Source organism: Mycobacterium sp., assembly GCF_035314905.1.
GTDB lineage: Bacteria > Actinomycetota > Actinomycetes > Mycobacteriales > Mycobacteriaceae > Mycobacterium.
Genome location: NZ_DATFYW010000192.1, coordinates 19,318 through 45,200, shown reverse-complemented (window position 1 = coordinate 45,200; position 25,883 = coordinate 19,318). Strand labels below are relative to the sequence as shown.

Sequence of the window (25,883 nt, the reverse complement as noted above, 5' to 3'; positions counted from 1 at the left end):
ATCCCGGACACGGCGACGACACCACCCTCGGCGCGGAACGCCCGCACCTAGACGAGTGGCGCGCGCGGGGTTGGTGACAGACAACCCAGGGGTGGCCACCGACCTACTGCCAGGCGACCCCGCAGTGTGGGACGGCCACGTCGCGATTGATCGTCGGCGACGGGACGATGATCGAAACCAGGTGTCAATGAGGGTGCAGAACGACCGTCGTCGGCTGGCGTCGCCGCTAACCGCTCGGTCTCTCTTACCCCTGACCAGCGGCCTCCTTGTTGCTAAGCAGGCGCACTCGTTCAGCAGGAGGTTGTTTGAGGCCGGACGCACGCACGAGCACCGCCAAGACCACGGCCACCAGAAGCAGCGCCGCGACATCTCCCCACAGGTGCCCCATGTGGCCGTCACCGAAGGACTGCACCGCCATGATGACGCCGTGTACGACGCTGGACCACACGGTGAACCAGATCAAACTGAGATTGGCCTCCGGGTTCCGCGCCGCGTTGATCAGAAAGACGCCCAGTGTGGCGTAGATGCCCACGATCATCATGAAGTACTCCGACTCGTACGGCGCGCCAGAATGCCACGCCCACCCCGACGGCCAGATCAGCGCCAGGGGATAGAGAAGGAGAGCAACCACGCCAAAGACGGCGAGCGCGAGCTGAAGAAGTCGGTATGCGGATGCCATTTGTGCTCCTGGTTATGCGGGGGTGTCAATTATGCGCTTCAAGGTGAGTTCCGATTCGACGTTTTCTCGACCAATCCGCCAGTTAGCTCGGTGCAGGGGCACAACATCCGCTGGCCCGTTGCTATCGCGCGGTACGGATGACAAACGCGTCTGTGTTCTCGTCGTAACCGACCGTCTGGTCCACGAACAATTCCCCAACCGTGTGGCCATCCTCGGCGACCGCAATGAAGGTGGCTTCCTCCTCGTCGTATGTCACCGAGCCTTGCACGAACATCGCCGCGACCTCGTGCCCATCCGCTCCGAAAACGACAAGCTTCAAGCCTCCGGCATCCTTGAGGTACTGCGCCGCTTCGGCACGTTTCGTGACCATCGCTGGGATTCCTCTCTGCAGATGCTTTGGTTGCCGCACAGTATTCCCGAGACAAGTACCCAATGGGGTGAGTACAGATCCCAAGATCCCCAATGTGCTCCTCAGCCATGAGCCCGTTCGGCGGCGCGAGGCTGCCGTTCACCCCTGCGGCGCCTAGACTTTGGCGGGATGAAGCTCGGCATCGACTTCGGCACGACTCACACCGTCGCGGCGGTCGTCGACAGGGGCAACTACCCTGTCGCGTCGTTCGACGGGCAAGACACCTGGCCTTCGCTCGTCGCTGCGAACGCCGCTGGAGAGTTGCGCTTCGGTTTGGACGCCGCCGCGCTCCGCCACGAACCAGGTTGGTCGGTCCTCAGGTCTTTCAAGAGGCTGCTCAACGACGCCGGGCCCCGGACCGACGTGAGCCTGGGCGGGCGCTCCTACCCCCTGGTTGACCTGCTCGCGAGCTTCCTTGCTCAATTCAAGAGCGACCTTCAGCATCGCTCGAACGCTTGCCTCGGGTCGCGCGAGCGTGTCGAGGCTGCGGTCAGCGTGCCGGCCAACGCCTCGAGCGCCCAGCGCTTCCTGACCCTGGACGCCTTCGCCAAGGCGGGCTTCGAGGTCGTCGCGCTCCTCAGCGAGCCGTCGGCTGCGGGCTTCGAGTATGCGCACCGATACCGCTCCACAATCACCGCCAACCGTGAGTACGTCTTGATCTACGACCTCGGGGGCGGCACATTCGACGCTTCACTTCTGAAGATGACGGGGCGTCTGAACCAGGTCGTCACGAGCGAGGGCATCCAACGCCTCGGTGGCGACGACTTCGATGAGGTGATCCTGAAGCTGGTCCTCGAACGGTCCAGGCTGCGCAAACTGGACGCCGCCACACATGACCTCCTGCTGGAGGAGTGCGCCGTTCGGAAGGAAGCGGTTGGGGCGAACACACGCCGCTTCTTGGTAGACCTCTCCGCTGTCGACCGGGCGCCGTTCTGCTGCGCGATCGACGACGTCTATGCGGCCTGTGCGCCGCTCGTCGAAAAGACGGTCGAGGTCCTCTCTCGCGTCCTCCGTGACCCGGCCCGAGAGGGCGGCGACGTGGTTTGGTCCGAGGTGGCCGGTATCTATGTGGTGGGAGGGACCGGAAGCTTTCCGCTCGTTGCCCGGACGCTGCGCAGGTCGTTCGGCGAGAAGCGTGTCAAACGCTCGCCTCATCCTTTTGCGGCGACCGCGATCGGCCTTGCGGTCTTCCTTGACAAAGAGGCCGGCTTTGAGCTGTCCGAACGCTTGTCGCGGCATTTTGGGGTCTTCCGCGAGGCACACCGGGGCGAGGACGTCGTCTTCGACCCGATCCTTCCCAAGGATGTCCCGCTTCCCGCCGTCGGCCAGGCTCCGCTCGTCGTCACGCGAAAATATCGCGCGGCGCACAACATCGGACACTTCCGGTTCGTGGAGTGCAGCCGGCTGTTCGCGGGTCGCCCCGACGGGGACGTGACTCCCTACGACCCGGTGTATTTCCCGTTCGACCCGGACCTTTACGGCACGGAGGACCTCGCCCGTCAGCCTGTCGGCCGCTGGAACAACGGGCCCGATGTCGAGGAGCGCTACGTCGTCACGCCCGGTGGCGCCGTGGAGGTGACCCTGACGACGCGGCCGGCCAATTTCACGCAGACTTTCCGGCTGGCGCGGCACGCCCCCGTGAGCCCGTGAGCACCGCCGATCGTCGTTCGGGAACTACTATGCGGAGGTGGCTGGCCTCCACGTGCTGAAAAACCCGATGGTGTCGGTCGCCGTCGGCACCACTGCGATGGCGCTGGGCGGTGCGGAGGCCCTTTATCGAGCTGTCGAACGACTGCCGGTCGTCGGATCGTTGGTGCACCGCGGCGTCGATGAGTTGTCAGAGCGCGGCGACCGGTGGATCAGCCAGAACCTGGACCCGGTCATGGCGCGGGTGATGCCGGTCGCCGCCCAACTGGTTGACCTGATACTCGACGAGATCGATCTGACCACTCTTGTCCGCGAGCGGCTCGATCTCAATGCCCTCGTCGGAGATATCGACATCGACGCTGTGATCAACCAGATCGACCTGATCGCCCTGGCGGATAGGGTTATCGACGGCGTCGACCTGCCCGGGATCATTCGTGAGTCGACGAGTTCGGTGACCGCCGAGGTGATGACCGACGTTCGCAGCCAGGGCGAGCGCGCGGACGACCTCGTCGCCGGGTTCGTCGACCGAGTGCTGGGGCGTGGCCGGGACGGGCAGTGATCCCGGGGGGTCCGGCGCACGGCGATGAGCATGCGGCGGGGATCGTCACCCGGGGACTGGCGGCGGTTATCGACCTTGTGGTCGTTCTGCTGATCCTGACTGGGCTCTACGTCGGTCTGATCCTGGTGAAGCTCGTCTATTCGCCGGTCGCCTTCAGCCTTCCGGAGCTCAATGTCGTCTTTTCCACCCTGGTCACGTTTGTTGTCGCGGTCGTTTACCTTACCGGCTGCTGGACTGTATCCGGGTGCACCGTCGGCGCCGTCACGATGGGACTTCGAGTCGTCGGACGACGCTCGCAACGACTCCGCCCCCTCGTCGCGTTACTGCGGGCTGCCAGCTGTGTTTTGTTCCCCATCGGGTTGGTGTGGGTCGCGATCGACCGGCAACGGAGATCATTGCAGGACATCGTGCTCCGCAGTCGGGTGGTGTACTCACGATCGGCTGCTGAGGCGGGCTCGGACGATCGGGGATCGGCGTAGGTGCCGGCGACGCCACAACGTTCAGCGCGAAGCTGATGACCGACGAGCCGGCGCGCGGTGACCTTAGCCCCTACTGCTGAACCCCTCGCCCGCAGAGGCTGTGGTCATGTGGCTCGGGGATCTGTCGCCGGTGCCGGATCTGTTGCACGGGCATCCGCGGGCTGGTCCGGTCCGGGAACAGCGTCCCGTCTACGTCGATCTGCTGCCGCCGTGCAACGCCGGCTGCCCGGCCGGCGAGAACATTCAGGCATGGCTGAGCCATGCCAAAGCCGGCCGCCACGAACAGGCATGGCGACAGTTGGTGGCCGACAATCCGTTGGCCGCGATCCACGGCCGCGTCTGCTATCACCCGTGCGAGTCGGTGTGCAATCGGGCCAATCTCGACGCCGCTGTGTCCATCCACGCGGTCGAGCGATTCCTCGGCGACACCGCGCTCGAACATGAATGGCAGTTCGATCGCCCGCCTGAACCGACGGGCCACAAAGTGCTCGTCGTCGGCGCCGGCCCCAGCGGGCTGTCCGCCGCCTATCATCTGGCCCGGCTCGGCCATCAGGTCGAGGTCCGCGATGCCGGCGAGCAGCCCGGCGGCATGATGCGCTACGGCATCCCGAACTATCGACTCCCCCCCGACGTCCTCGAGGCGGAGATACACCGCATCGCGGCAATCGGCGTGACATTTACCTGCGGGCACCGGGTCGAAGACCTCGCCGCCGAAAGCCGCGCCGGCGACTTCAACGCGGTCTTCGTCGCGGTCGGCGCCCACCTCGCCAAACGGGTCGACATCCCGACCGCCGACGCCGGCTCGCTGCTCGACGCGCTGTCGTTCCTGCGCGCCGTCTCCTCCGGGGAACGACCCGAGGTCGGCCGCCGCGTCGCCGTGTACGGCGGCGGCGACACCGCAATGGACGCCGCTCGGGTCGCCCGTCGCCTGGGCGCCGAAGACGCGGTCATCATCTATCGTCGCGGCCGCGCTCAGATGCCCGCCCATGCCGAAGAGACGCAAGATGCCGAGCGGGAAGGCGTCCGCATCCACTGGCTGCGCACGATCACCGCATTCGACCGCCACGAATTACACGTCGAGATCATGGAACTCGACGAGAACGGCCGGCCTCGGCCCACCGGCAGATTCGAAACGCTCGCGGCCGACACCGTCATCATGGCGCTGGGCCAGAAGACCGAGTCGGCGTTCATGCACACGCTTCCCGGCGTGCAATTCGACGACGACGGCAATGTCCGCGTGTCGCCGACGATGATGACCGGCTGCCCCGGCGTGTTCGCAGGCGGCGACATGGTGCCGTGCGAGCGAACAGTCACCGTAGGCGTCGGCCACGGCAAGAAAGCAGCGCACAATATCGACATGTGGCTGCGCGGCAACGCCGCAGAGCGGCCACCGAAGCATCCGGTGGCGAGCTTCGACACGCTGCACCTGTGGTACTTCGGTGACGCTGCACGCAGCAGCCAGTCGATCCTGCCGCCGGAGCAGAGGGTCGGTGGCTTCGATGAGGTTGTCGGTGGGTTGACGGCGGAGGCCGCGACGTTCGAAGCGGCCCGCTGCCTCTCGTGCGGCAACTGTTTCGAGTGCGACGGCTGCCTCGGCGCCTGCCCGGAGGACGCGGTGATCAAGCTCGGCGCAGGCCATCGGTACCGGTTCGACTACGACCGGTGCACCGGCTGTGCGGCCTGCTTCGAGCAGTGTCCGGTCCACGCCATCGACATGGTGGCGGAGCAGACATGACGCGCGTCACGATCGACGGCAACGAGGCAGCGGTGTCAGTCGCCTACCGACTCAACGAGGTCTGCTGCATCTACCCGATTACGCCGTCGTCGCCGATGGCGGAACTGGCCGACGAATGGGCCAGCAGCAAACGCCCGAACGTGTGGGGCACCGTCCCCACCGTGGTTGAGATGCAAAGCGAAGGCGGCGCTGCGGGCGCGCTGCACGGCGCACTGCAAGGCGGCACACTGGCCACGACGTTCACGTCGTCGCAGGGCCTGCTGTTGATGATCCCCAACATGTACAAGATCGCCGGCGAACTCACCTCGGCCGTGATCCACGTCGCCGCAAGGGCCCTCGCCGCTCAAGGGCTGTCCATCTTCGGCGACCACTCCGACGTGATGGCCGTTCGGCAGACTGGGTTTGCGCTGCTGTCTTCGGCATCGGTACAGGAGGCCCACGATCTGGCGCTGATCGCGCAGGCGGCCACGCTGCGCACCCGCGTGCCGTTCGTGCACTTCTTCGACGGCTTCCGAACATCGCACGAGCTCAACACAATCGATCTGCTTGCCGACGACGACTTGCGGGCCCTGATACCCCAGGCGCTGGTCCGCGAGCATCGTGACCGGGCGCTGTCCCCGGAGCGGCCATTCATCCGCGGTACGGCGCAGAACCCCGACACCTATTTCCAGGCGCGTGAAACGGTGAACCCGTTTTACGCGCGCGTACCGGGCGTCGTCGAAGACCTGATGGCCCAACTGGGCAAGCGCACCGGACGAGCGATGCACGTCGTCGAGTACACGGGCCACCCGGAAGCCGAACGGGTGTTGGTGCTGATGGGATCGGGCGCGCAGACCGCGGCACAGACGGTGGGCGCCCTGGTAGCTGACGGCGAACGCGTCGGGGTTGTGCAGGTGCGTCTGTACCGGCCGTTTCCGGCCGCCGCGTTGCTGGCCGCGCTGCCCGATACCGTGCGCCGCGTCGCCGTTCTTGACCGCACCAAGGAGCCGGGGTCCGTTGGCGAACCGCTCTACCTCGACGTCGTCACCGCGTTGAGCGAAGCGTACGGCAGGGGCGAGCTCACGACTATGCCGAAGGTGTGCGGCGGGCGGTATGGCCTGTCTTCCAAGGAGTTCACTCCGGGCATGGTCGCCGGCGTCTTCGACGAACTCGCGAGTCCTCGGCCGCGAGGGCATTTCACCGTCGGCATCGACGACGATGTCTCTGGGACGAGCGTTGCCTATAACACGGACTTCGACATCGAACCCCCCGATACGGTCCGTGCGGTGTTCTTCGGCTTCGGCTCGGACGGCACCGTCGGGGCGAACAAGAACACCATCAAGATCCTCGGCGGCGAGGAAAACCTCTACGCGCAGGGGTATTTCGTCTATGACTCGAAGAAGTCCGGGTCACAGACGGTATCGCACCTTCGGTTCGGCCCCGACCCGATTCGTGCACCGTATCTTGTCACCGGCGCGAGCTTTGTTGGTTGTCACCAGTTCCGCTTTCTTGGCCAGGCCGACGTGCTCGGCTGTGCAGCACCCGGCGCCGCGCTGCTGATCAATTGCCACCACCCGGCAGACGCTGTCTGGGATGCGTTGCCGCGCGCGGTGCAGCAGCAGGTCATCGACAAGCGGATCCGGCTGTACGCCGTCGACGCCGGCCGCATCGCCCGGGAGGCCGGTTTGGCGGGCCGCGTCAACGTTGTGCTCCAGACATGCTTTTTCGCGATATCCGCCATTCTGCCTCGTGAAGAGGCGATCGCCCGGATCAAGGACAGCATCGCCAAGACCTACGGCAACCGCGGTCCGGACGTGGTGGAACGGGAGATGGCTGCCGTCGATCACGCGCTCGGCGCGCTGCACCGCATCGACGTTCCGGAGCGGGTCGACGCCACCGACGAGCCTTCACCGATCGTGCCTGTCACAGCTCCGGAATTCGTCCGCACCGTTACCGCGGAGATGATGGCCGGGCGCGGTGACGCGCTGCCGGTCAGCGCGCTTCCAGTGGACGGCAGTTACCCGAGCGGGACTGCCGCCTACGAGAAACGCAACATCTCCGACCTGGTGGCGGTGTGGGAACCCGACGCCTGCATCCAGTGCGGCAACTGCAGCTTCGTGTGTCCCCATAGCGTGATCCGGACGAAATTGTTCGAACAGAGCCGCCTTGACGGCGCCCCTGAAACGTTCCTGTCTGCCCCTCTGAACGCAGTCGGCCTGCCGGACAGCCTCTACACGCTGCAGGTGTACGCCGAGGACTGCACCGGGTGCGGGCTCTGCGTCGAAGCGTGCCCGGCCGTCGTCCCGGGCGTCCCGACCACTAAGGCGATCAACCTCGCCGCCCGCGAAGCACTTGTGGAACCGGGCCGCCGGAACATCGCGTTCTTCGAAACTCTGCCGACGAGCAGCCGGTCCCGTGTGGACTTCGGCACGGTGCGGGGTACACAGTTCCTCGAGCCGTTGTTCGAATTCCCGGGCGCCTGTGCAGGATGCGGCGAAACGCCCTACCTGAAGCTGCTTTCGCAGTTGTTCGGCGACCGGCTGATGATTGCCAACGCCACCGGTTGCTCGTCGATTTATGGCGGCAATCTGCCCACCACGCCGTGGACCACCAACGACGCCGGCCGCGGACCCGCATGGTCGAACTCCCTGTTCGAGGACAACGCCGAGTTCGGCCTCGGCTTCCGGCTCGCAGCCGATACGCACACCGGGCAGGCCCGCCGACTGCTGACCGAGAACCGCGACGCACTGGGCGCCGAGTTGGTGAACGACATTTTGGCGGCGCCGCAGCGACAGGAGTCCGAACTGGCGGCCCAGCGCGCCCGCGTCACGGAACTCGAGGGCCGCCTCGGCCGGCTGGAACGCACTGTCGCCGACGAGCTCCGCAGCGTTCTCGATCATCTGGTGCGCCGCAGCGTGTGGATCGTCGGCGGCGATGGGTGGGCGTACGACATCGGCGCCGGTGGGCTCGACCACGTCCTTGCCACTGGACGCAACGTGAATGTGCTGGTACTCGACACCGAGGTGTATTCCAATACCGGCGGCCAGATGTCGAAGTCCACGCCGTTGGGCGCGGTGGCGAAGTTTGCCGCGACCGGTAAGACTGTGCCGAAGAAAGACCTTGCGCTACAAGCGATTGCATATGGGAACGTCTACGTCGCGCGGGTTGCGATGGGCGCCGATCCGCAGCAGACACTGCAGGCGTTTCGCGAAGCGGAGGCATACGACGGACCGTCGCTGGTGATCGCTTACAGCCACTGCATCGCACACGGCATCGAGATGCGCGACGGCCTCGATCAGCAGTACCGTGCGGTGGCTAGCGGCCACTGGCCCCTCGTCCGCTACGACCCGGTGGCACGCTCGGACGGCAAGGCGCCGTTTCTGCTGGACTCGCACCGACCACGGATTCCCCTCACCGAATACATCTACCGCGAGCTGCGCTACCGCACGCTGGCCAATTCGGACCCCGATGAGGCCGACCGGCTGCTCGCGCTGGCGCAGCAAGCGGTCGATCAGCGCTGGGAGACCTACGAGGACATGGCTTCCCGCGCTCCGCACGCGTTTCCGTCCGATGGCAGAAGGGAACGCTGATGGATCTGTCCACCCGCTATCTGGGGCTGTCTCTGGCCAATCCCCTGCTGGCCGCCGCTTCACCGCTGAGCTGGACACTTGACGGAATTCGGTACCTGGCCGGTGCCGGCGTGGGAGCCGTCGTCCTGTACTCGCTCTTCGAGGAGCAGCTTCGCCGGGAGGCCGAGCGGAACGCGCGGTTGGCCGTCCAAGGTGCCGAAAGCTACGCAGAGTCCCTCACGTTCTTCCCGGCAGACGCCGACCAGGACCACGGTGCACGTCGTTACCTACGACTGCTGGAGAACGCCGCGGCGTCGGTCGAGGTCCCTCTCATCGGCAGCCTCAACGGCGCCACCCCAGGCGGATGGGTGGGCTATGCACGCTCGATGCAGGACGCCGGTGCCGCGGCGATCGAGCTGAATATTTATTACCTGCCGGGTGATGCCCGTATCACGGGACGCGACGTGGAACAACGCCACCTCGATGTGCTCACGCAAGTCAAGGATGCGGTGAAGGTGCCGGTCGCGGTGAAGCTCAGCCCGTATTTCAGCGCGACCGCCGACATGGCACGCCGGCTCGACGAGGCTGGCGCGGACGGGTTGGTGTTGTTCAATCGATTCCTCCAGCCGGACATCGACTGCGAGAACCTGACCACCGATCACCGGTTGACACTGTCCACCTCGGCTGAGGCGCGGTTGCCGCTGACGTGGATCACCCTTTTGCATGGGCGCGTGCGTGCCTCGCTCGCTGCCACGAGCGGAGTCGAGCAGGCCGCCGATGTCGTGAAGTACCTGCTCGCCGGAGCCGACGTCGTGCAGTCGGCCTCGGCGCTGCTGCGCCACGGCGCAGGACACGCCTCGGCGTTGCTCGAGGGAGTGCGCGATTGGATGCGTCGCAAGGGCTACACCGCGATCAGCGAAGTGCGCGGCATGCTGGCCGTGCCCGTCACGCAGGACGGCACGGCTCGGCAGCGACAGGATTACGTCGGGATAGTTCGCGAAGCCGACACCAGGGCGTACGGGCCTTGGTGAGGCCGCTCAGCCGGTGGTGTGAACGATCAACACGTCAGTTTTCGCGCGGCGCGAGACGTTTGCGGGCACCGACCCGAGCAACCGCCCGGTGATGGTGCTCAGACCCACGTTCCCGACCACCAGCAGGTCGGCGTCGACCTCCTCGGCGAGATCGACGAGCGCGTCGACCGGTGCCCCGACGATCGAGCGCTCCTCGATGTTGTGGGCGCCGGCGGCCTTGGCCCGGTCGCGGGCCTCGCGCAGGATCGCGTAGATCGGTGCGTTGCCCTGGGTCTTGTATCCCTCGTCCTTGAGCAGGTCGGCCGCGCGGGGGTCGTCGCCCTGGGGGAAGTACGCCGTCGCGACGATCACTTTCGCGTTCGAGCCGGCAGCAATCTCGCCGGCCCGGTCGACCGCACGCAGCGAGGAGTCCGAGCCGTCGGTCCCTACCACGATGGTCTGATAGGCGCCCATCTACCCTCCCGGTGTCATTTGCAAACGCCATCGCAGACAGTAACGCTTCACTGCACGACGGTGGGTCTGATTCGCGACACCTTACCGTTTGCGCGGGTGAGCGCCTACCGGCGACCCGCTTGGCGCGGGACTCTCCAGAGGCCACTCGGCTGCGTCAACGCGGGCTGATCAACGCAATGATTCTGGCCCAGAACGCTTTCGGCGCGCTCGTCGATCAGCATGTCCCGAGCGGAGCCTTCACCCGTCACCGGCGGGGTCTAAGCCCTAAACTCCCAGATAGTGCTGTCGCAGACCCTGAGCCCCGAACACGCGACGGGCGTGCGTCGTGCGACGCGGGAACCGGCCGGAAGGTACGACCCCGTCGCGGTCGCTGTGCTGACCGTCGTCATCTCGCTCGCCGGTGCGAGTCGGCCGTCGCTGTGGTTCGACGAAGGTGCCACGATCTCGGCGTCGAAGAACCGTTCGCTCGCCGAGATGTGGCAGTTGCTCGGCAACATCGACGCCGTGCACGGCCTGTACTACCTGCTCATGCACGGCTGGTTCACTTTCTCTCCAGCTACCGAGTTCTGGTCGCGGGTTCCCAGCGGCCTCGCCGTCGGCGTGGCCGCCGCCGGCGTGGTGGTGCTGGCAAAGCAGTTTTCCTCGCGGTCGGTAGCAGTCTGCTCGGGAGTGATGTTCGCGATTCTGCCCCGTACCACCTGGGCGGGGATCGAGGCACGGTCCTACGCGTTGACCGCCGTGCTCGCGGTCTGGCTGACGATCCTGGTGGTGGCGGCGGTGCGGCGTGCCCGGCCGTCGTTGTGGTTGCTGTATGCACTCGTGCTGCTGTTGGCGATCCTGCTGAACATCTATCTCGTGTTCTTGGTGCCGGTCTACGGCGCCCTGCTGGCCATCCTGTCGGCGCGACGGTCGACGGTCATGTGGTGGGCCGGTACATCGACAGCGGTGGTTCTCGCGCTGACTCCATTCATGCTCTTCGCTCACGGCCAGAAATTCCAGGTTGCCTGGATCTTCCCGATTGGCGCCCGCAGCTTCGGTGACGTCGCGGTTCAGCAGTATTTCGACAAGAGCGTCCCGTTCGCCGTCGCCGCCGGCGTCGTCATCGCCGCCGCGCTGCTTGTCGTGTGGCTCCGACATGACCGGCGGCCGGACCCCGACACGCGCACGCTCCTGCGAGTCTCGCTGGCGTGGATCGTGATACCGACGACCGCGCTGATCGTTTACTCCGCAGCCATAGAACCCCTCTATTACCCCCGGTACCTGTTTTTCACGGTGCCGGCGATGGCGGTGTTGCTCGGAATCTGCATCGTCACCGTCGCGCGTACTCCGTGGCGCATCACCGCTGTGCTGTTGGCACTCGCGGCGGTGGCCGTGCCCAATTACGTCCTCAGTCAACGAGGTCCGTATGCGAAAGAAGGCATGGATTTCAGTCAGATAGCCGACGTCCTGACTTTTCACGCGTCCGCCGGCGACTGCCTGCTGTTGGATAACACCGCGGCATGGAAGCCCGGCCCCATCCGGCCCATCACCGCGGTGCGCCCCGCGGCCTACGGCAAGCTGAAGGACCTCGATCGCGGAATGCCGGCCGCGCGGCAGCACACGCTGTGGGATGGCGCCGTTTCGGTATGGGCGGTCGTGGACCGAGTTAGACAATGCAACGTGATCTGGACGGTGTCGGAGCGCGACAAAACGCTCTCCGACCGTGCGACTGGCGTGGCCCTACCTCCCGGGCCCAGGATGGCCCGCGCGCCCGCGTACCAGGTGCAGGCGCGGTTCGGCTTCCACATCGTGCAACGATGGCAGTTCAGCTTCGCCCAGGTCACCAAGTCGTCCCGATGAGCCCGATAAGGTGGGCTCGGGGTGATGCGAATGCGGGCGCCGGGGGCACAGGACTTCGTGCCGGACACCCACGACCTGGACGACCTGGCAGCCGCCGTGCGCGGTTGTCGCGGCTGCGACTTGTACCGGTACGCCGATCAGCCCGTCTTCGGAGCGGGTTCGCCGGATGCGCAGATGATGCTGGTCGGGGAACAGCCCGGCGACCAGGAGGACCGCGCCGGCCTGCCTTTCGTCGGTCCAGCGGGCCACTTGCTTGACAAGGCGCTCGCCGCCGCCGGCATCGAACGCGGCCTGGTGTACGTGACCAACGCTGTGAAGCACTTCAAATTCACTCGGGTAGAACGTGGTAAACGCCGAATCCATAAGACACCGAGCAGAACCGAGGTGATCGCCTGCCGGCCGTGGTTTATCGCGGAGTTGACGACGGTTCAGCCCGACGTGGTGGTCTTGATGGGTGCTACTGCCGCAAAGTCTCTTATGGGCAATGACTTTCGGCTCACCCAGCACCGCGGCCAGGCCCTGCGGCTACCTGATGACGACCCGGGATTGAAACTCGGCTTCGATCCGACGGTCGTCGTTACTGTGCACCCGTCATCGGTGCTGCGCGCACCGCCGGGGGAGCGCGAGACGGCGTTTGACGCGCTTGTCGCCGACCTGCGGTTCGCGGGCGGCCTGTTGGGCTAGCGGCCGGCTACGACTTGGGCTTGTTGCAATTCAACGACAGTCGGACTCGCGGTGTTGTGTCCGCGCCGGCCCAGCCGCCACCGGCGAAAGCGGACGCGGTGGTGGTCTCTTGACGCACCACGGTGCACTGATCCTGCGGTAGCTGGTCGCCGATGGATGTGGCCACCACCACCGAGAAGCCCGCCTGCGCCAGCGCTGCCTTGGCCTCGGCGAACGTCTGGCCGCTCTGGTCGGGTGTCGCGTCCGCCTGGCTGATCAGGATCAGCGACGCCGCGATCGCCGCGAGGGCGCTGACCCCGATGACGATGAGGTTTTTCACGTCACTGTCCTCCCGTCGACTGTCTGCGGACATGCTATCAAGTGCCGCGGGACGCATTAGCAGTTTCCGCCTCGAGCACCCACAGGATTCCTACAGCAAGACTTTGACGGCGCGACGTTTGTCCATGGCGATTCGTCGGGTCGTTCGACGAGCGCGCCCTTCTCGAACCTGGCGCCTCCGCGGACCAGAGCCACGAGGGGGCGTTGACGGCGCGCAAGCGGGGCACCCCTCTTGGGCGACTCAACCGCACGGGTGGACGACGATTCGGGGTGGTCTGTGAGATTTGCGGACCTGATCAAGCGCCTCGGGGACGTCGTCGAGAGCGATCACCTTGCCGATACTGGGCATCGGGTCAAGCCGACCTTCGATCACCGCCTCGAGGGTGCCGTACCAGTCCTGCAGGTGGGGACCGCCACCGAATTGGATGGTGACGCCCTTGTGAGTTGCATCGAGACACGACAGCAAGTCGTTGCCGTGCCAGCCGCCGGCGGCGAAGACCCGCGCCATGAACTCGCAGGACTCGACGATGTTCTGCACGAGCCCGTCGGCGCCCACGCATTCGTAAATCACCTGAGGCGTCGTGATCCCTTGATGTTTGGCCACTTCGCGCCATACGTCGTACGGCGAGCGCTCCAACGGGTTCACGAGCACGTCAGCACCGAAGGCTTTGGCATATTCCAGGCGCTCGGGGCTGTAGTCGGACGCGATGATCGGCTCGACATTTCTCGCGGCCAATGCGGCCACCGCGGACAGCCCGATGGCGCCGGCGCCGATCACCAGGGGCAAGTTCCCTGGAGTGATACCAGAACTTCGCACGTAGAACTCGCCAACGGCGAACGCATCGACGACAGCGACGGCATCGTCGCCGACGCGGTCCGGAACAGCGCGGGTCAACATCTCAGATACGAGCATCAATTCGCCGTAGGCGCCGGGAGCATCGGGATGGTGCCCGATGACCAACGGCTCCTCCCCGCGCGGATCAGCAGCGGCATGCTGGTCACACGGCTTCCGATGGGGAAGGCGCCTGAGCAGTCAGGGCCGAGGCCGACGACTTCGCCGACAAACTCGTGACCCATCACCGTGTCTCGGTCCGCGTCGTAGACGAACCGGGGGGCGGGATCGTCGGGGTGATCCATGTAGTGCACGTCCGACGCGCACATCGCGGCGCTCAGCGGTTTCAGCAGGAGCTGGCCTGCGCCGGGAACCGGATCCTCGGTTTCGCGCACCTGCACCTCGCCGGCCCGCAACACCGCTGCCCTCACGCCTATTGCCCTTTCGCTCGTTGGGTGGCGAAATCAGCTGACGCCTACGCAGGCCAGCTTGACCTGGCCGAGCGAATCTTCAAGCGAGTCTTCGAGAAAGGTCGTGGTGCGGTTGGCCGCGCCGGCGTTGTAGACAACCAACCCCACCTCGATGCCATCGGTCGCCTCTGCCAGACGGGAAACCATGTCGGCGCTGGTGAGGTCGAGGACGACTGGGCGAACTTCGACACCGTGGCGGTCCCTCGCCTCTTGCGCCACGCGCTCGAGCAATGGACCGTTACGCGCTATCAGCACCAAGTCGAGTCCACGTGCGGCGAGTCGGTCGGCCAGGCTTGCGCCGACTCCTTCGGAGGCCCCCGCGATCAAGGCCCAACTCCCGTACTTACGCCGGAATTCGTCGCCGGCGCCTCGGTGTGTCATTTCACTGCCCTGCCGGTTGTGACGTCGCCGCTGCGGCCACCTCACCACCGGTCATCAGCCGTGCGATGTGCACCGCGCGCTGGCTGATCCGCCAACCTTGGGCGGTTCGTATGAATGCGTCGTCGTAGTGGCCCACGGTGTCGATCCAGTTGCCCGAGTCACCCGGGTTCAGCATCAAGACGGCATGGAAATAAGACCGCACAGTGGCGCGGTCTCCTGCGACCTCGAGCACAAAGTTCGACATCCGGTGATAGGTCGGACCCATCGGGTCGTGGGCAGCCCTGAACACGTCGGTCAGCGCCTCGACGTCGGTGAAGTGCCCGAGTTGGCCGTAGTCGGCAACCACGTCCTCGGCCCAGCAGGTTTTGAAAAGTGACCAGTCTTTTTGATCGATCGCGGTCGCGTAGCGGATCAGCACCTCGACGATCTCGTCCCGATCGCTGGACATACCCGTCAACGTAATATCGAAGTTAGACTTGAGTCAACAGTTCGATGGATCTCAGCGAGGAGTAATGCAGGATAAAGTCGTCAACCTGGCGACTGACCGTGGTCAGTCCGAATGGGGGCCCACTCGCTCTCGCGCGACGAGGAACGTCCTGGTACAGGCGGCCATTGCCCTGTGGCGGACCAACGGTTATGCGAACACGACCGTCGCCGACATCTGCCGCGCGGCGGGCGTGTCCAAGGCGCTGTTCTACTTCTACTTTCCCCACAAGGAGGACGTGCTTTTCGAGGCCGGTGTGCTTTCGACCGAGAATGCTCACCGCAGAGCCCGCGAACTGCTGCGCAAGCCCTATGAGGTGTCGGCGGTCATTGGCGCCGCGCTGACCTCCCTCGAGCAGACGATGCGACGCAATCCCCCGGAGCTGATCATCGAGGCTGTCCTGGAGGGCTATCGCCAGGAGCACCGGGCGCAGGCCGAAGGCAAGACGCACGACCGGATTTCGACGTTGTTTCTGGACCTCTTCAAACGCGCTCAGGCGGATCGCAAGCTGCCCCGCGATGTCGATGTTGCCCACCTGGCTCATCTGGCGCAGTCGATGGTCGGCGAGGGCGCTCGCCACTGGGCCGCCGGCCTGTACGGCGGCCGGTCGTATGCCGAGGTCGTTGGACGCGACATCGCCGCACTCGTCAGCGGCTTCGCGGCGGCGCCCCCAGCTCACTGAGTGGGCCTGGACCGGAAGGACGCGAATCCACCCAGGATGGCGAGTACCGCGAACACCGCGAAAAGCCAACGAGCAGAAGCAACGTCGCCGCCTTCGGCTGAGTTCACCACGACGCCCGCCAGGCCGGCACCGAACGCTCCGGAGATCAACTGCACGGTGTTGATGGCCGCGGCGGCCGCGCCGGCTTCGACCGGATCCTCGACCGCGCCCATGATCCACGCCGACAGGTGCGGCCATGCGATCCCGACTCCTGCGCCGACGATGAATAACGCCGCCGCCCAGGCCGCGATGACCGACCACATCGGGTTCGTCCGCAGCGTCGCAGCCGCCAGCGCGAGCCCGATCGCCACGACCAGCGGCGCTACCGCCACCAAACGAGCAACGACCCGTCGCCTGCGAAGTGAGGCGCTGAGGATCTCCGACAGCGTCCAACCGACAGCGAGCACCGCACCGAGAAAGCCCGCGGCCACCGGCACCAGATGCGCCAGCCGCTGGCCGAACAGCGGCACATACATGTCGACCATCGTCGCCGCCATCAGCAGCCCGATCGTCACGTACATCCACTTCAGTGGGCCCGGGCCGAAGGCCGCGCGGGGCAGCACCGCCACCCGCACCCGCCGATCGACCACGAGAAAGCACCCGACAAGCCCGACACTGGCGGCGAGCAGCCCCGCTGTCGCGGTCGCGGTGCGCTGGATGCCTGCCACGCTCACCGCCAGCGCCGCGGCGCCGAGCAGGATCAGCGATCGCATCGGAATCCGGGACGTCGCCAGGGCGCCGCTCGAGGCGCGGCCGTGCGGCAGCGCGCCGGGGACCAGAGTGGCCGTCGCCGCCGTCATCACGGCCAACGACCCGAACGCCCAGCGCCAGATGCCGAACTGGGCGAACAGCCCGCCCGCCGCCGGGCCCAGCAACGTGCTGACTCCCCACATTGCCGACACGAGAGCCGAAGCCCGGGTCCACAGCCGGCCCGGCAGCGCGGCATTGATCACCGCGTATCCAAGTCCGGCAAGGAGGCCTCCTGCCACACCCTGCACCGTGCGGGCTACCAGCAGAATCTCCATGCTGGGCGCCAGCGCGCAACCGACGCTGCCCGCACCGAAGAGGAAGAACGTCATCAGATAGGACAGCCGCGGTCCCCACCGGATCAACAGCGGGCTGACGGTGGTCGCCGCCGCCACCGAGCCCACGAGGTACACCGTGGTGACCCACGCGTAGAACCGCTGGCCGCCGATGTCGGCGACGGCACTGGGCAGCAGGCTGATGGTCAGGAACTCGTTGGTGGCGTACAGGCCGACGCCGCTTGCGAGTACGGTCGCCGTTCGGAGGTGCTCGCGGCCCAGTAGCTCCCGCCAGCTCCCGGTGAGAACGGTGGCCGCATCACTCACGTCTTACACCGTAGAAGCTCAACCGTGGTTCAGATCAAGAGCCCGCGGGGTCACTTCAGCCCCGCGGCATCCATCCCCCGTAGTTCCTTCTTCAGGTCGGCGATCTCGTCCCGGATACGGGCCGCCAGCTCGAACTGCAAATCGCGCGCAGCAGCCATCATCTGGGCGGTGAGATCCTTGATGAGATCGGCAAGTTCAGCCCTCGGCATGTTCGACGTGTCGCGGCCCTCGACGATCCCGGCACTGATCGCCCGGCCCGGCTCACCTTGGGCGCGACGGCCACGTGACGCGTTGCGTCCCGAACCCCCGATCTCCACGGTGTCGCTGTCCTCGGCCTCCCGGTATACCTGATCGAGAATATCGGCGATTTTCTTGCGCAGGGGCTTCGGGTCGATGCCATGTTCTCTGTTGTAGGCGATCTGCTTGGCCCGCCTCCGTTCCGTCTCGTCGATGGCTTCCTTCATCGATTCGGTGATGTTGTCGGCGTACATGTGAACTTCGCCGGACACGTTGCGGGCGGCGCGGCCGATGGTCTGAATCAGGCTGCGCGATGACCGGAGGAACCCTTCCTTGTCGGCGTCGAGGATCGACACCAGCGATACTTCCGGCAGGTCCAAACCCTCACGCAGAAGATTGATGCCGACCAGCACGTCGTATTCACCGAGTCGCAACTGGCGCAGCAGCTCGACGCGACGCAGCGTGTCGACCTCGGAGTGAAGGTAACGCACCCGGATGCCCATCTCCAGCAGATAGTCGGTGAGGTCCTCGGCCATCTTCTTGGTCAGCGTCGTGACCAACACCCGCTCGTCGGCCTCGGCGCGTTTGCGGATCTCCCCGATGAGGTCGTCGATCTGACCCTTGGTCGGCTTCACGACGACCTTGGGATCCACCAGGCCGGTGGGTCGGATGACCTGCTCGACGAACTCGCCACTGGACTGGCTCAGCTCGTACGGCCCGGGTGTGGCCGAGAGATACACCGTCTGCCCGATGCGCGATGCGAACTCCTCCCACGTCAGCGGCCGGTTGTCGACCGCCGACGGCAACCGGAAGCCGTAGTCCACCAGGTTGCGCTTGCGCGAGATGTCGCCCTCGTACATTCCGCCGATCTGCGGCACTGTGACGTGCGACTCGTCGATGACGAGCAGGAAGTCCTCGGGGAAGTAGTCCAGCAGGGTGGCCGGCGCGGAGCCCGCCGGACGCGCGTCGATGTGCCGCGAGTAGTTCTCGATGCCCGAGCAAAACCCGACCTGGCGCATCATCTCGATGTCGTAGTTGGTCCGCATCCGCAGCCGCTGCGCCTCCAGCAGCTTTCCCTGACGCTCGAGGTCGGCCAGCCGCTCCGCCAGCTCCTCCTCGATCGTCGAGATTGCGTGCGACATCCGCTCGGGGCCGGCCACGTAATGGGTGGCCGGGAAGATGCGCAGCGAATCGACCTTGCGGATGACCTCGCCGGTCAGCGGGTGCAGGTAATACAGTGCCTCGATTTCGTCGCCGAAGAACTCGATGCGCACCGCGAGCTCCTCGTACGACGGGATGATCTCGACCGTGTCGCCGCGCACCCGGAACGAGCCGCGGGTGAACGCCAGGTCGTTGCGGGAGTACTGAACGTCGACCAGCAGCCGAAGCAGCGCGTCGCGCGGCACCTCGGTCCCCACCTGCAGCTCCACCGAACGGTCCAGGTAAGACTGCGGTGTACCGAGACCATAGATGCAGGACACCGACGCCACCACGACCACATCTCGGCGCGACAGCAGGCTGGAAGTCGCGGAGTGCCGCAGCCGCTCGACGTCGTCGTTGATCGAGCTGTCCTTCTCGATGTAGGTGTCAGTCTGCGCGATGTACGCCTCGGGCTGGTAGTAGTCGTAGTACGAAACGAAGTACTCAACAGCGTTGTTCGGCAACATTTCCCGCAGTTCGTTGGCCATCTGGGCGGCCAGCGTCTTGTTCGGTTCCATCACCAGCGTCGGCCGCTGCACCCGCTCGATCAGCCACGCCGTCGTCGCCGACTTGCCGGTGCCGGTGGCACCGAGCAGCACCACGTCGCGCTCCCCCGCCTTGATGCGACGCTCCAAGTCGTCGATCGCGGTGGGCTGGTCGCCCGCGGGCGTATACGGGCTGACCACCTCGAAGCGGCCACCCGTGCGCACGGCATCCTCGACGGCGCGGTATTCCGAGTGCGCCACCACGGGGTGTTCAGTCGCGAAAGCCATGTGGTCCAGGGTAGGCGTCGTCACCGACACGTTCCCGGCGTCGGTAGACGAGTGTGTACCGCCAGACCAACCAACGCCGAGTTTCACTTCCGGGAAGGAGCCGCGAGGCTTCCGCCCTGACCTCGAGCAAGGACATCTGCGGCTCGCTGATCGGTGCGGTGGCCGATTCGATGCCGCGATCGCCGTGAAGAACCGCAGCCATTCCGACACCCGCTCGGGCCGCCAGGTTCGCGGGCACCGCCACCACGTCGTGCAGATAGTCCGCAAGCGTCGCCGTGCGGTAGCAGCCCAGCACCACGAGCACGCCTCCGGGCACCAATGCATCGCGCAGCCGCGAGACGGTCTCGGCGAACGGCATGTGGTGGAGGCTCGCCAGGCACGAGATGAACTGGTACCCGGTGGGGCGGAGGTCGTAGTCGGAAAAATCTGCCTGGATGTAAGCGAGGTTCGGGTGCCGATCGACTGCCGACACGCGTCGGCAACCACGTCGGCAGCCTTGTCAACGGCTTCGACAAATCGTGCGTGTCGGGCCAGCTTCCTGGCGAACACGCCGGTGCCGCAGCCGCTGTCCAGAGCGTGGTCGCACTGCACCGGCACCGTGTGCGCAGCAGGAGCCGGTGATAGAAGTCGTTGTGGTTGAACGAAGGTCTGCTGGTGTTTGTCATTTCAGCGTTATCCGAGCCTATGCTGACTTTATCCACCCGCCGAAACACGAGACGTTCGACCTAGTCGCGCGCACCAACACCGACCCGAAGGGCATCGTGCGGGCCGTCGACCTGTACGCCGTGCGGCCGTGGGGGCTGTATATGGCACGCCCGACACCCGGCCGGGCCCAGTTCCACTACCTCGAGTCGTGGCTGCTGCCGTCGCTGGGCCTGCGGGCGAACATCTTCCACTTCAACCCGGGCCACGAACGCGAGCAGGACTACTACCTCGACGTCGGTGAGTTCACTCCCGGCGAAGCGGTGTGGCGCTCCGAAGACCACTACCTCGACCTGGTCGTCCATACCGGGTTGCGCACCGATCTGCTCGACATCGACGATCTGCTCGACGCGCACCATCACGGGCTGCTCGGCAGCCGCACCGTCGAGCGAGCGATACACCGGGCGGTGAACGCGATCGACGGCCTGGCGCGCAGCGGCCACGACCTTCACGAGTGGCTGGCCGGCGTCGGCATGGAGCTGACGTGGCGAGGCCGGTGACCCTTGATCGGTTGCCCGACGACCTGCGCGCTGCGCTTCGGGCAGAGCCGGTGCCGTCGTGGCGCCCGCCGATGCTGGCCACGCTGACCGATAAGCGCTTCTCCGATCCCGCGTGGATCTTCGAGCGCAAGTTCGACGGCATGCGCTGCCTGGCGTTTCGCGACGGCGACCATGTGCGGCTGCTGTCCCGCAATCGTCAACCTCTCGACGGAACCTACCCGGAACTCGCCGACGCGCTCGCTGCGCAGGACACCTCCCGCTTCGTCGTCGACGGCGAGGTCGTGGCATTCGAGGGCCGGCGCACGAGCTTCGCGCGTCTGCAGGGCCGACTGGGCATCATGGACCCGGAGCACGCCCGGGCGTCTCGGATCGCCATCTTTTACTACGTCTTCGACCTGCTCCACCTGGACGGGTATGCGACCACCGAGCTGCCGTGTATCTGGCGCAAGCGGCTCCTGCGCAACGCCGTTCAGTTTGATGATCCGCTTCGGTACACCACCCACCGCTGGAAAGAAGGCGAGATGGCCTACCACGCGGCCTGCGAGCGCGGCGACGAGGGCGTGATCGCGAAGCTGGCCGGTGCCGCCTACGAGGGTCGCCGCTCGAGGAACTGGCTGAAGTTCAAGTGCGTACGCGACCAGGAATTCGTGATCGGCGGCTACACCGCCCCCCGCGGCAGCCGGGTCGGACTGGGCGCGTTGCTGGTCGGCTACCACGATGGCCGTGACCTGGTTTATGCCGGCAAGGTGGGTACCGGCTTCGACGACGCGACGCTGGACTCTCTACACGAGCGGTTGTCGGGCATCAGGCAGGAAGAACAGCCCTTCACTCCCGGGAGAGTCCGCGAGCCTGGCGCGACGTGGGTGCGTCCGGAGTTGGTCGCCCAGGTCGGATTCACCGAATGGACGCGTGACGGCAAGCTGCGTCACCCGCGCTACATCGGCCTGCGCACCGACAAAGACGCTGACGAAGTAACCAGGGAGACCCGCTGATGCCGCCCGCCGCCGGCTAGTTGTCGGGCGGGCAGTCGACGTCGACGTAGACGGTCGTCAGTTGTGTGGTGTGGGCCGGCTGGCCGACCGGGGACGTTTGCGGAAGTCCGTGGATGCCGGAAACCGTGCATTCCGACAGCGGGACATCAACTGTGCCATTCGTGTTGAGCTGCACGTTGTACCCCTGTGCTCGCAGCTGACTGATCGCGTCGGAGGCCGATGAACCGCTGATTGCGGTGGCATCGGCGGTGCAGGCCAGTGCCAGAGAACCGGCAGCGAGCATCCCGGCGATCGCAGCGCCGATCGTAAAGCGCTTCATGGTAGAAACTCCTCTGTGCGGGCCGCTTGGGCGCGGCGACGTGGCCCTTCTTGTGGCTAGGCTGGTCGTGTTAGAGCCGGTTTTAGAATCCCGCCTACGCCAGGCGATGTCGTCAGGGCTGGCATCAAATGACGGCCACCGGATAGCAGGAGGTCGCACATACCTGCTACCCCCCAGAGAAAGACCTAGAGCACAGCAGATTCCGACGGCACGGCAGCGGTCATCCTCCAGTCACCCTCTGCCACAAAACCTCTCAGCGCGGCGCCGCAATCGCGGGCCGGCCACCTGCGACAGCAATGCCCACCACAATCTTCACCCTGGGGTATCTGGCAACCGCTTGCACCCCGACGTGGCTGCAGGCGTAAGCTCCGCGACATGAGGCCGACCACGCGCGCATTGCTCGGTGCGACCTGCCTGACCGCGGTACTCGTTGGTGGCCAGCTAATCCCCGCTGCGGCGCTGGCCGACGATGTGCTGCACAACGTCACGTACCGCGCCCGGGTCGACGGGCTCGCCCGTGGGGCGACGATCACCTACAAGATCAACGACACCCAGGTGCAGAGCTCCAACCCGACGATGCTGCCGGGACGGACCTTCGAGGCCGACGCGGTACTGGCCGATCCACAGCAGGCCGGCATGCAGGTTTCGATCCAATGGCCTTACTCGGCCAACCTGCACTGCGAAATCCTGGTCGACGACGCCACCATCGCAAAGGCCGATCAGTTCATCGGCCCTCGCCTGACCCCGGCCAGCGACGACCCGATGTATGGCGTACTGGCTTGCGGCGCTCCGTTGTCCAACGCGGGCGACGGTAACGTTGTCAACACGAGCCCCGTCAGCCAGCCGGCGCCCAATTAACCGAGCCCGCCCACTCCCACGCGCGGCGGTACCCGTCGAGAAACCACGGTTCCTTCGCTTCGGCGTATTGCGGCGCAGCCTGGGCCGCCCGCTTGACCGCCAGATAATCCTCGCGCACAGCGGGATTGGCCTTCAGCCAGTCGACGAACAGGAGCGCGAACTGCTGATTCGGCCAGCCGTCGACACGCAGATGGACGTTCGCGGGCCGACCCGGATCGGCGGCCGCGTGAAGTCGCTTCTGCCACAAGGTTCGATCTCTGGTGTGTGGCACGTCGCTGGTGACGCCCTGAATGCGTGGATAACCGGCCACGGTCAGCGCATCCTCCAGTTCGTCGGCGACCGCTAGCGACGGAACCGTCACCTGCACGTCGATCACGTCCTTGGCGTCCACGCCGGGCACCGCTGTCGAACCGATGTGGTCGACGCGCAGCACCTTCGAACCGCAAGCGGTCGTGAGCCGCTCGACGATCCGGCGCGCCTGGTCAGGCCAAGTCGGGTCGGCCGGCACCACCGTCGCCGGACCCGTAACCGTTTGCCGGCTACGCACGTTGTGGGCAAACGGCAGCACCCGGTCGTACCACAGCTCGCGGGCCCGCTTGACCACCTCACCCTGGCTGCCCGAGTTGTCCAGCCATACGTCGGCAACCTTGCGCCGCTGCTCATCGCTGGCCTGCGCTGCAATCCTCGCCCGAGCGTCCTGCTCGCTCATGCCGCGCTGTTCCACGAGCCGCTGCACCCGCAGCTCCGCGTCGGCGTGCACGACCACGACCAGCGGGAACAGCGGCGCCATGCCGGACTCCACCAGCAGCGGGATGTCCTCGACCACCACCTCGTCCTCGGACACCGCGGCAATGATCTCCGCACGCCTGTGCGCCACCAGCGGGTGCACGATCCGGTTGAGCGTGGCCCGTTGGTCGTGGTTGCTGAACGCCCTGGCGGCAAGTGCGGGACGGTTCAGCGCACCGTCCGGTAGCAGGATGTCGTCGCCGAACGCGTCGACCAGCGCGGCAAGGCCTTCGGTCCCGGGCGCGACAACCTCACGGGAGATCACGTCGCCGTCGACAACCACACCGCCGCATTCGGCGAACGTCTCAGACACTGTCGACTTACCGGCGCCGATTCCGCCGGTCAGCCCGATCCTGAGCATTCGCGGGCGCCGTTAGGCGCTGCCGGCCAGCTTCTCCCGCAGCGCGGCCAGTTGCTCGTCGCTGGCCAGTGACCCGCCCGCGGACTGCTCGTCCGAGCGCGACGCGCCGTTGGCCGACGGCTTCTCGGCCGCGGCGGCTTCGGCGGCGGCGAACTTCTCCATCTGAGCGGTGTGCATCTTGTGCCGCCGCTCCGCCTCGGCGTAGCGCGCCTCCCACTCCCCACGCTGATTGTCGTAGCCGTCGAGCCACTCGTTGGTGTCCGCGTCGAAACCCTCGGGGAAGATGTAGTTGCCCTGCTCGTCGTAGCTGTCGGCCATGCCGTACTTCGACGGGTCGAACTCTTCGGTGTAGTCCTCGTTGGCCTGCTTGAGGCTCAGCGAGATACGGCGCCGCTCCAGATCGATGTCGATGACCTTGACCAGCGCGTCGTCGCCGACGGCGACCACCTGGTCGGGCACCTCAACATGGCGCTCGGCCAGTTCGGAGATGTGCACCAGACCCTCGATGCCTTCTTCGACCCGAACGAACGCACCGAACGGCACAAGCTTGGTGACCTTGCCCGGCACGATCTGCCCGATCGCGTGCGTGCGCGCGAAGTGGCGCCACGGGTCTTCCTGGGTCGCCTTGAGCGACAACGAAACCCGCTCGCGATCCATGTCGACGTCGAGCACCTCGACGGTGACCTCGTCGCCCACCTGAACCACCTCGGACGGGTGGTCGATGTGCTTCCAGGACAGCTCGGAGACGTGCACCAGGCCGTCGACGCCGCCGAGGTCGACGAACGCGCCGAAGTTGACGATCGACGACACGACGCCCTTGCGGATCGCGCCCTTCTGCAGCTGGTTGAGGAACTCGCTGCGCACCTCGGATTGCGTCTGTTCCAGCCAGGCTCGGCGCGACAGCACGACGTTGTTGCGGTTCTTGTCGAGCTCGATGATCTTGGCCTCGAGCTCCTTGCCGATGTAGGGCTGCAGGTCACGGACGCGGCGCATCTCGACCAGCGACGCTGGGAGGAAGCCGCGCAGGCCGATGTCGAGGATCAGGCCGCCCTTGACGACCTCGATGACGGTGCCCTTGACGGCCTCGTCCTTGTCCTTGAGTTCCTCGATCGTGCCCCATGCGCGCTCATATTGGGCGCGCTTCTTGGACAGGATCAGCCGGCCTTCCTTGTCCTCCTTGGTGAGCACGAGGGCCTCGACCTTGTCCCCGACCGACACCACCTCGTTCGGGTCGACGTCGTGCTTGATTGATAGCTCGCGGGAAGGGATGACGCCTTCCGTTTTGTAGCCGATGTCGAGGAGGACTTCGTCACGGTCAACCTTGACGATCGTGCCTTCGACGATGTCGCCATCGTTGAAGTATTTGATTGTCTTGTCGATGGCGGCGAGGAAGTCCTCGGAAGAGCCGATGTCGTTGACGGCAACTTGCGGCGAGGTGACGGAGGGGCTTGGCATGTTGTTGGGTTGCTCCGGACAGGTTGGGTCGTAGGGACAAAGGGATACCTGTCGAGGCTACTCGACTAGGTACATGCTGGCC

At 65.9% G+C, this 25,883-nt stretch carries 26 protein-coding genes and 1 pseudogene; 13 read left to right on the top strand and 14 right to left on the bottom strand.

Annotated elements, in window-relative coordinates; all coding sequences use genetic code 11:
* Window positions 1-77, top strand: a pseudogene (locus VKG81_RS17010) (MBL fold metallo-hydrolase); the annotation flags it as partial.
* 167 nt (window positions 78-244) lie between these two features.
* Here VKG81_RS17010 and VKG81_RS17005 read toward each other — a convergent pair.
* Window positions 245-679: a DUF6632 domain-containing protein gene (locus VKG81_RS17005; protein ID WP_324397725.1), complete on the bottom strand. Its 435-nt coding sequence runs from the start codon at window positions 677-679 to the stop codon at window positions 245-247.
* A gap of 121 nt (window positions 680-800) precedes the next feature.
* Complete coding sequence (locus tag VKG81_RS17000; protein WP_324397724.1) at window positions 801-1,049, bottom strand: hypothetical protein; 249 nt, start codon at window positions 1,047-1,049, stop codon at window positions 801-803.
* Between the two features lie 168 nt (window positions 1,050-1,217).
* Between VKG81_RS17000 and VKG81_RS16995 the strand changes: the two genes are divergently transcribed.
* The 6 genes from VKG81_RS16995 (at window position 1,218) to VKG81_RS16970 (ending at window position 10,087) form a co-directional block, all read left to right on the top strand.
* Window positions 1,218-2,738: an Hsp70 family protein gene (locus tag VKG81_RS16995; protein ID WP_324397723.1), complete on the top strand. Its 1,521-nt coding sequence runs from the start codon at window positions 1,218-1,220 to the stop codon at window positions 2,736-2,738.
* Window positions 2,739-2,805: 67 nt separating this feature from the next.
* The gene (locus VKG81_RS16990) at window positions 2,806-3,294 is read left to right on the top strand and encodes a hypothetical protein (RefSeq protein ID WP_324397730.1); all 489 of its coding nucleotides are present in this window, start codon (window positions 2,806-2,808) and stop codon (window positions 3,292-3,294) included.
* Window positions 3,291-3,773, top strand: a complete 483-nt coding sequence (locus VKG81_RS16985; protein WP_324397722.1) for an RDD family protein — start codon at window positions 3,291-3,293, stop codon at window positions 3,771-3,773. The genes VKG81_RS16990 and VKG81_RS16985 overlap by 4 nt, the downstream gene beginning before the upstream one ends.
* 106 nt (window positions 3,774-3,879) lie before the next feature.
* On the top strand, window positions 3,880-5,508 hold the full coding sequence (locus VKG81_RS16980; RefSeq protein WP_324397721.1) for an NAD(P)-binding protein: 1,629 nt from the start codon (window positions 3,880-3,882) through the stop codon (window positions 5,506-5,508).
* Window positions 5,505-9,077 carry a pyruvate:ferredoxin (flavodoxin) oxidoreductase gene (nifJ, locus tag VKG81_RS16975; RefSeq protein WP_324397720.1) on the top strand — a complete coding sequence of 1,191 codons (3,573 nt, stop codon included), beginning with the start codon at window positions 5,505-5,507 and terminating at the stop codon, window positions 9,075-9,077. The genes VKG81_RS16980 and nifJ overlap by 4 nt, the downstream gene beginning before the upstream one ends.
* Window positions 9,077-10,087, top strand: a complete 1,011-nt coding sequence (locus VKG81_RS16970; RefSeq protein WP_324397719.1) for a dihydroorotate dehydrogenase-like protein — start codon at window positions 9,077-9,079, stop codon at window positions 10,085-10,087. The genes nifJ and VKG81_RS16970 overlap by 1 nt, the downstream gene beginning before the upstream one ends.
* Window positions 10,088-10,093: 6 nt before the next feature.
* On the opposite strand, the gene VKG81_RS16965 is transcribed toward VKG81_RS16970, so the two are convergent.
* Window positions 10,094-10,540: a universal stress protein gene (locus tag VKG81_RS16965; protein ID WP_324397718.1), complete on the bottom strand. Its 447-nt coding sequence runs from the start codon at window positions 10,538-10,540 to the stop codon at window positions 10,094-10,096.
* A 279-nt stretch (window positions 10,541-10,819) separates the two neighbouring features.
* Here VKG81_RS16965 and VKG81_RS16960 point away from each other — a divergent pair, with 279 nt between their 5' ends.
* Together VKG81_RS16960 and VKG81_RS16955 are read left to right on the top strand one after the other, a co-directional pair.
* Window positions 10,820-12,379, top strand: a complete 1,560-nt coding sequence (locus VKG81_RS16960; protein WP_324397717.1) for a hypothetical protein — start codon at window positions 10,820-10,822, stop codon at window positions 12,377-12,379.
* A 24-nt stretch (window positions 12,380-12,403) separates the two neighbouring features.
* A complete protein-coding gene (locus VKG81_RS16955; protein WP_324397716.1) occupies window positions 12,404-13,063 on the top strand; it encodes a UdgX family uracil-DNA binding protein in 660 nt (219 codons plus the stop codon).
* 7 nt (window positions 13,064-13,070) lie between these two features.
* Here VKG81_RS16955 and VKG81_RS16950 read toward each other — a convergent pair whose 3' ends face one another.
* The 5 genes from VKG81_RS16950 to VKG81_RS16930 all read right to left on the bottom strand — a co-directional run bounded on the left by VKG81_RS16950 (window position 13,071) and on the right by VKG81_RS16930 (window position 15,512).
* Window positions 13,071-13,382 carry a hypothetical protein gene (locus VKG81_RS16950; protein ID WP_324397715.1) on the bottom strand — a complete coding sequence of 104 codons (312 nt, stop codon included), beginning with the start codon at window positions 13,380-13,382 and terminating at the stop codon, window positions 13,071-13,073.
* A gap of 240 nt (window positions 13,383-13,622) precedes the next feature.
* Window positions 13,623-14,342 carry a zinc-binding dehydrogenase gene (locus VKG81_RS16945; RefSeq protein WP_324397714.1) on the bottom strand — a complete coding sequence of 240 codons (720 nt, stop codon included), beginning with the start codon at window positions 14,340-14,342 and terminating at the stop codon, window positions 13,623-13,625.
* Window positions 14,294-14,644 carry an alcohol dehydrogenase catalytic domain-containing protein gene (locus VKG81_RS16940; protein ID WP_324397713.1) on the bottom strand — a complete coding sequence of 117 codons (351 nt, stop codon included), beginning with the start codon at window positions 14,642-14,644 and terminating at the stop codon, window positions 14,294-14,296. Before VKG81_RS16940 ends, VKG81_RS16945 begins: the two co-directional genes overlap by 49 nt.
* 33 nt (window positions 14,645-14,677) lie before the next feature.
* The gene (locus tag VKG81_RS16935; protein ID WP_324397712.1) at window positions 14,678-15,010 is read right to left on the bottom strand and encodes an SDR family NAD(P)-dependent oxidoreductase; all 333 of its coding nucleotides are present in this window, start codon (window positions 15,008-15,010) and stop codon (window positions 14,678-14,680) included.
* A gap of 55 nt (window positions 15,011-15,065) precedes the next feature.
* The gene (locus VKG81_RS16930; protein WP_324397711.1) at window positions 15,066-15,512 is read right to left on the bottom strand and encodes a nuclear transport factor 2 family protein; all 447 of its coding nucleotides are present in this window, start codon (window positions 15,510-15,512) and stop codon (window positions 15,066-15,068) included.
* Between the two features lie 64 nt (window positions 15,513-15,576).
* Between VKG81_RS16930 and VKG81_RS16925 the strand changes: the two genes are divergently transcribed.
* Window positions 15,577-16,230, top strand: coding sequence for a TetR/AcrR family transcriptional regulator (locus VKG81_RS16925; protein ID WP_324397710.1), 654 nt, complete (start codon window positions 15,577-15,579; stop codon window positions 16,228-16,230).
* Here VKG81_RS16925 and VKG81_RS16920 read toward each other — a convergent pair.
* The 3 genes from VKG81_RS16920 to VKG81_RS16910 are packed head-to-tail and all read right to left on the bottom strand — an operon-like array spanning window position 16,224 to window position 20,300.
* Entirely contained in the window at window positions 16,224-17,618 is a 1,395-nt protein-coding gene (locus tag VKG81_RS16920; RefSeq protein WP_324397709.1) for an MFS transporter, read from the bottom strand. The genes VKG81_RS16925 and VKG81_RS16920 overlap by 7 nt on opposite strands.
* 50 nt (window positions 17,619-17,668) lie before the next feature.
* Window positions 17,669-19,828 (bottom strand): excinuclease ABC subunit UvrB, encoded by a 2,160-nt coding sequence (uvrB, locus tag VKG81_RS16915; RefSeq protein ID WP_324397708.1) that lies wholly within the window; start codon window positions 19,826-19,828, stop codon window positions 17,669-17,671.
* A complete protein-coding gene (locus VKG81_RS16910; RefSeq protein WP_324397707.1) occupies window positions 19,812-20,300 on the bottom strand; it encodes a class I SAM-dependent methyltransferase in 489 nt (162 codons plus the stop codon). Before VKG81_RS16910 ends, uvrB begins: the two co-directional genes overlap by 17 nt.
* Window positions 20,301-20,523: 223 nt before the next feature.
* On the opposite strand from VKG81_RS16910, the gene VKG81_RS16905 reads away from it, so the two are divergent.
* Together VKG81_RS16905 and ligD are read left to right on the top strand one after the other, a co-directional pair.
* A complete protein-coding gene (locus tag VKG81_RS16905) occupies window positions 20,524-21,030 on the top strand; it encodes a DUF402 domain-containing protein (protein WP_324397729.1) in 507 nt (168 codons plus the stop codon).
* Window positions 21,031-21,101: 71 nt separating this feature from the next.
* Window positions 21,102-22,022 (top strand): non-homologous end-joining DNA ligase, encoded by a 921-nt coding sequence (gene ligD, locus VKG81_RS16900; protein ID WP_324397728.1) that lies wholly within the window; start codon window positions 21,102-21,104, stop codon window positions 22,020-22,022.
* A gap of 16 nt (window positions 22,023-22,038) precedes the next feature.
* On the opposite strand, the gene VKG81_RS16895 is transcribed toward ligD, so the two are convergent.
* Window positions 22,039-22,341, bottom strand: coding sequence for a hypothetical protein (locus VKG81_RS16895; protein ID WP_324397706.1), 303 nt, complete (start codon window positions 22,339-22,341; stop codon window positions 22,039-22,041).
* Window positions 22,342-22,716: 375 nt separating this feature from the next.
* Here VKG81_RS16895 and VKG81_RS16890 point away from each other — a divergent pair, with 375 nt between their 5' ends.
* A complete protein-coding gene (locus VKG81_RS16890; RefSeq protein WP_324397705.1) occupies window positions 22,717-23,199 on the top strand; it encodes a hypothetical protein in 483 nt (160 codons plus the stop codon).
* On the opposite strand, the gene coaE is transcribed toward VKG81_RS16890, so the two are convergent.
* Window positions 23,177-24,346: a dephospho-CoA kinase gene (gene coaE / locus VKG81_RS16885; protein WP_324397704.1), complete on the bottom strand. Its 1,170-nt coding sequence runs from the start codon at window positions 24,344-24,346 to the stop codon at window positions 23,177-23,179. The genes VKG81_RS16890 and coaE overlap by 23 nt on opposite strands.
* Window positions 24,347-24,358: 12 nt before the next feature.
* Window positions 24,359-25,801 (bottom strand): 30S ribosomal protein S1, encoded by a 1,443-nt coding sequence (rpsA, locus tag VKG81_RS16880; RefSeq protein ID WP_324397703.1) that lies wholly within the window; start codon window positions 25,799-25,801, stop codon window positions 24,359-24,361.
* Window positions 25,802-25,883: the final 82 nt, after the last annotated feature.

Bases quoted from the DNA above. Each gene is read 5' to 3' on its own strand.
- coaE (WP_324397704.1), bottom strand. From the start codon at position 24,346: ATGCTCAGGATCGGGCTGACCGGCGGAATCGGCGCCGGTAAGTCGACA.
- nifJ (WP_324397720.1), top strand. From the start codon at position 5,505: ATGACGCGCGTCACGATCGACGGCAACGAGGCAGCGGTGTCAGTCGCC.
- VKG81_RS17005 (WP_324397725.1), bottom strand. From the start codon at position 679: ATGGCATCCGCATACCGACTTCTTCAGCTCGCGCTCGCCGTCTTTGGC.
- VKG81_RS16970 (WP_324397719.1), top strand. From the start codon at position 9,077: ATGGATCTGTCCACCCGCTATCTGGGGCTGTCTCTGGCCAATCCCCTG.
- VKG81_RS16895 (WP_324397706.1), bottom strand. From the start codon at position 22,341: ATGAAGCGCTTTACGATCGGCGCTGCGATCGCCGGGATGCTCGCTGCC.
- VKG81_RS16930 (WP_324397711.1), bottom strand. From the start codon at position 15,512: ATGTCCAGCGATCGGGACGAGATCGTCGAGGTGCTGATCCGCTACGCG.
- VKG81_RS16890 (WP_324397705.1), top strand. From the start codon at position 22,717: ATGAGGCCGACCACGCGCGCATTGCTCGGTGCGACCTGCCTGACCGCG.
- rpsA (WP_324397703.1), bottom strand. From the start codon at position 25,801: ATGCCAAGCCCCTCCGTCACCTCGCCGCAAGTTGCCGTCAACGACATC.
- VKG81_RS16965 (WP_324397718.1), bottom strand. From the start codon at position 10,540: ATGGGCGCCTATCAGACCATCGTGGTAGGGACCGACGGCTCGGACTCC.
- ligD (WP_324397728.1), top strand. From the start codon at position 21,102: ATGCTGGCCACGCTGACCGATAAGCGCTTCTCCGATCCCGCGTGGATC.
- VKG81_RS16990 (WP_324397730.1), top strand. From the start codon at position 2,806: ATGGTGTCGGTCGCCGTCGGCACCACTGCGATGGCGCTGGGCGGTGCG.
- VKG81_RS16925 (WP_324397710.1), top strand. From the start codon at position 15,577: ATGCAGGATAAAGTCGTCAACCTGGCGACTGACCGTGGTCAGTCCGAA.
- uvrB (WP_324397708.1), bottom strand. From the start codon at position 19,828: ATGGCTTTCGCGACTGAACACCCCGTGGTGGCGCACTCGGAATACCGC.
- VKG81_RS16955 (WP_324397716.1), top strand. From the start codon at position 12,404: ATGCGAATGCGGGCGCCGGGGGCACAGGACTTCGTGCCGGACACCCAC.
- VKG81_RS16980 (WP_324397721.1), top strand. From the start codon at position 3,880: ATGTGGCTCGGGGATCTGTCGCCGGTGCCGGATCTGTTGCACGGGCAT.
- VKG81_RS16995 (WP_324397723.1), top strand. From the start codon at position 1,218: ATGAAGCTCGGCATCGACTTCGGCACGACTCACACCGTCGCGGCGGTC.
- VKG81_RS17000 (WP_324397724.1), bottom strand. From the start codon at position 1,049: ATGGTCACGAAACGTGCCGAAGCGGCGCAGTACCTCAAGGATGCCGGA.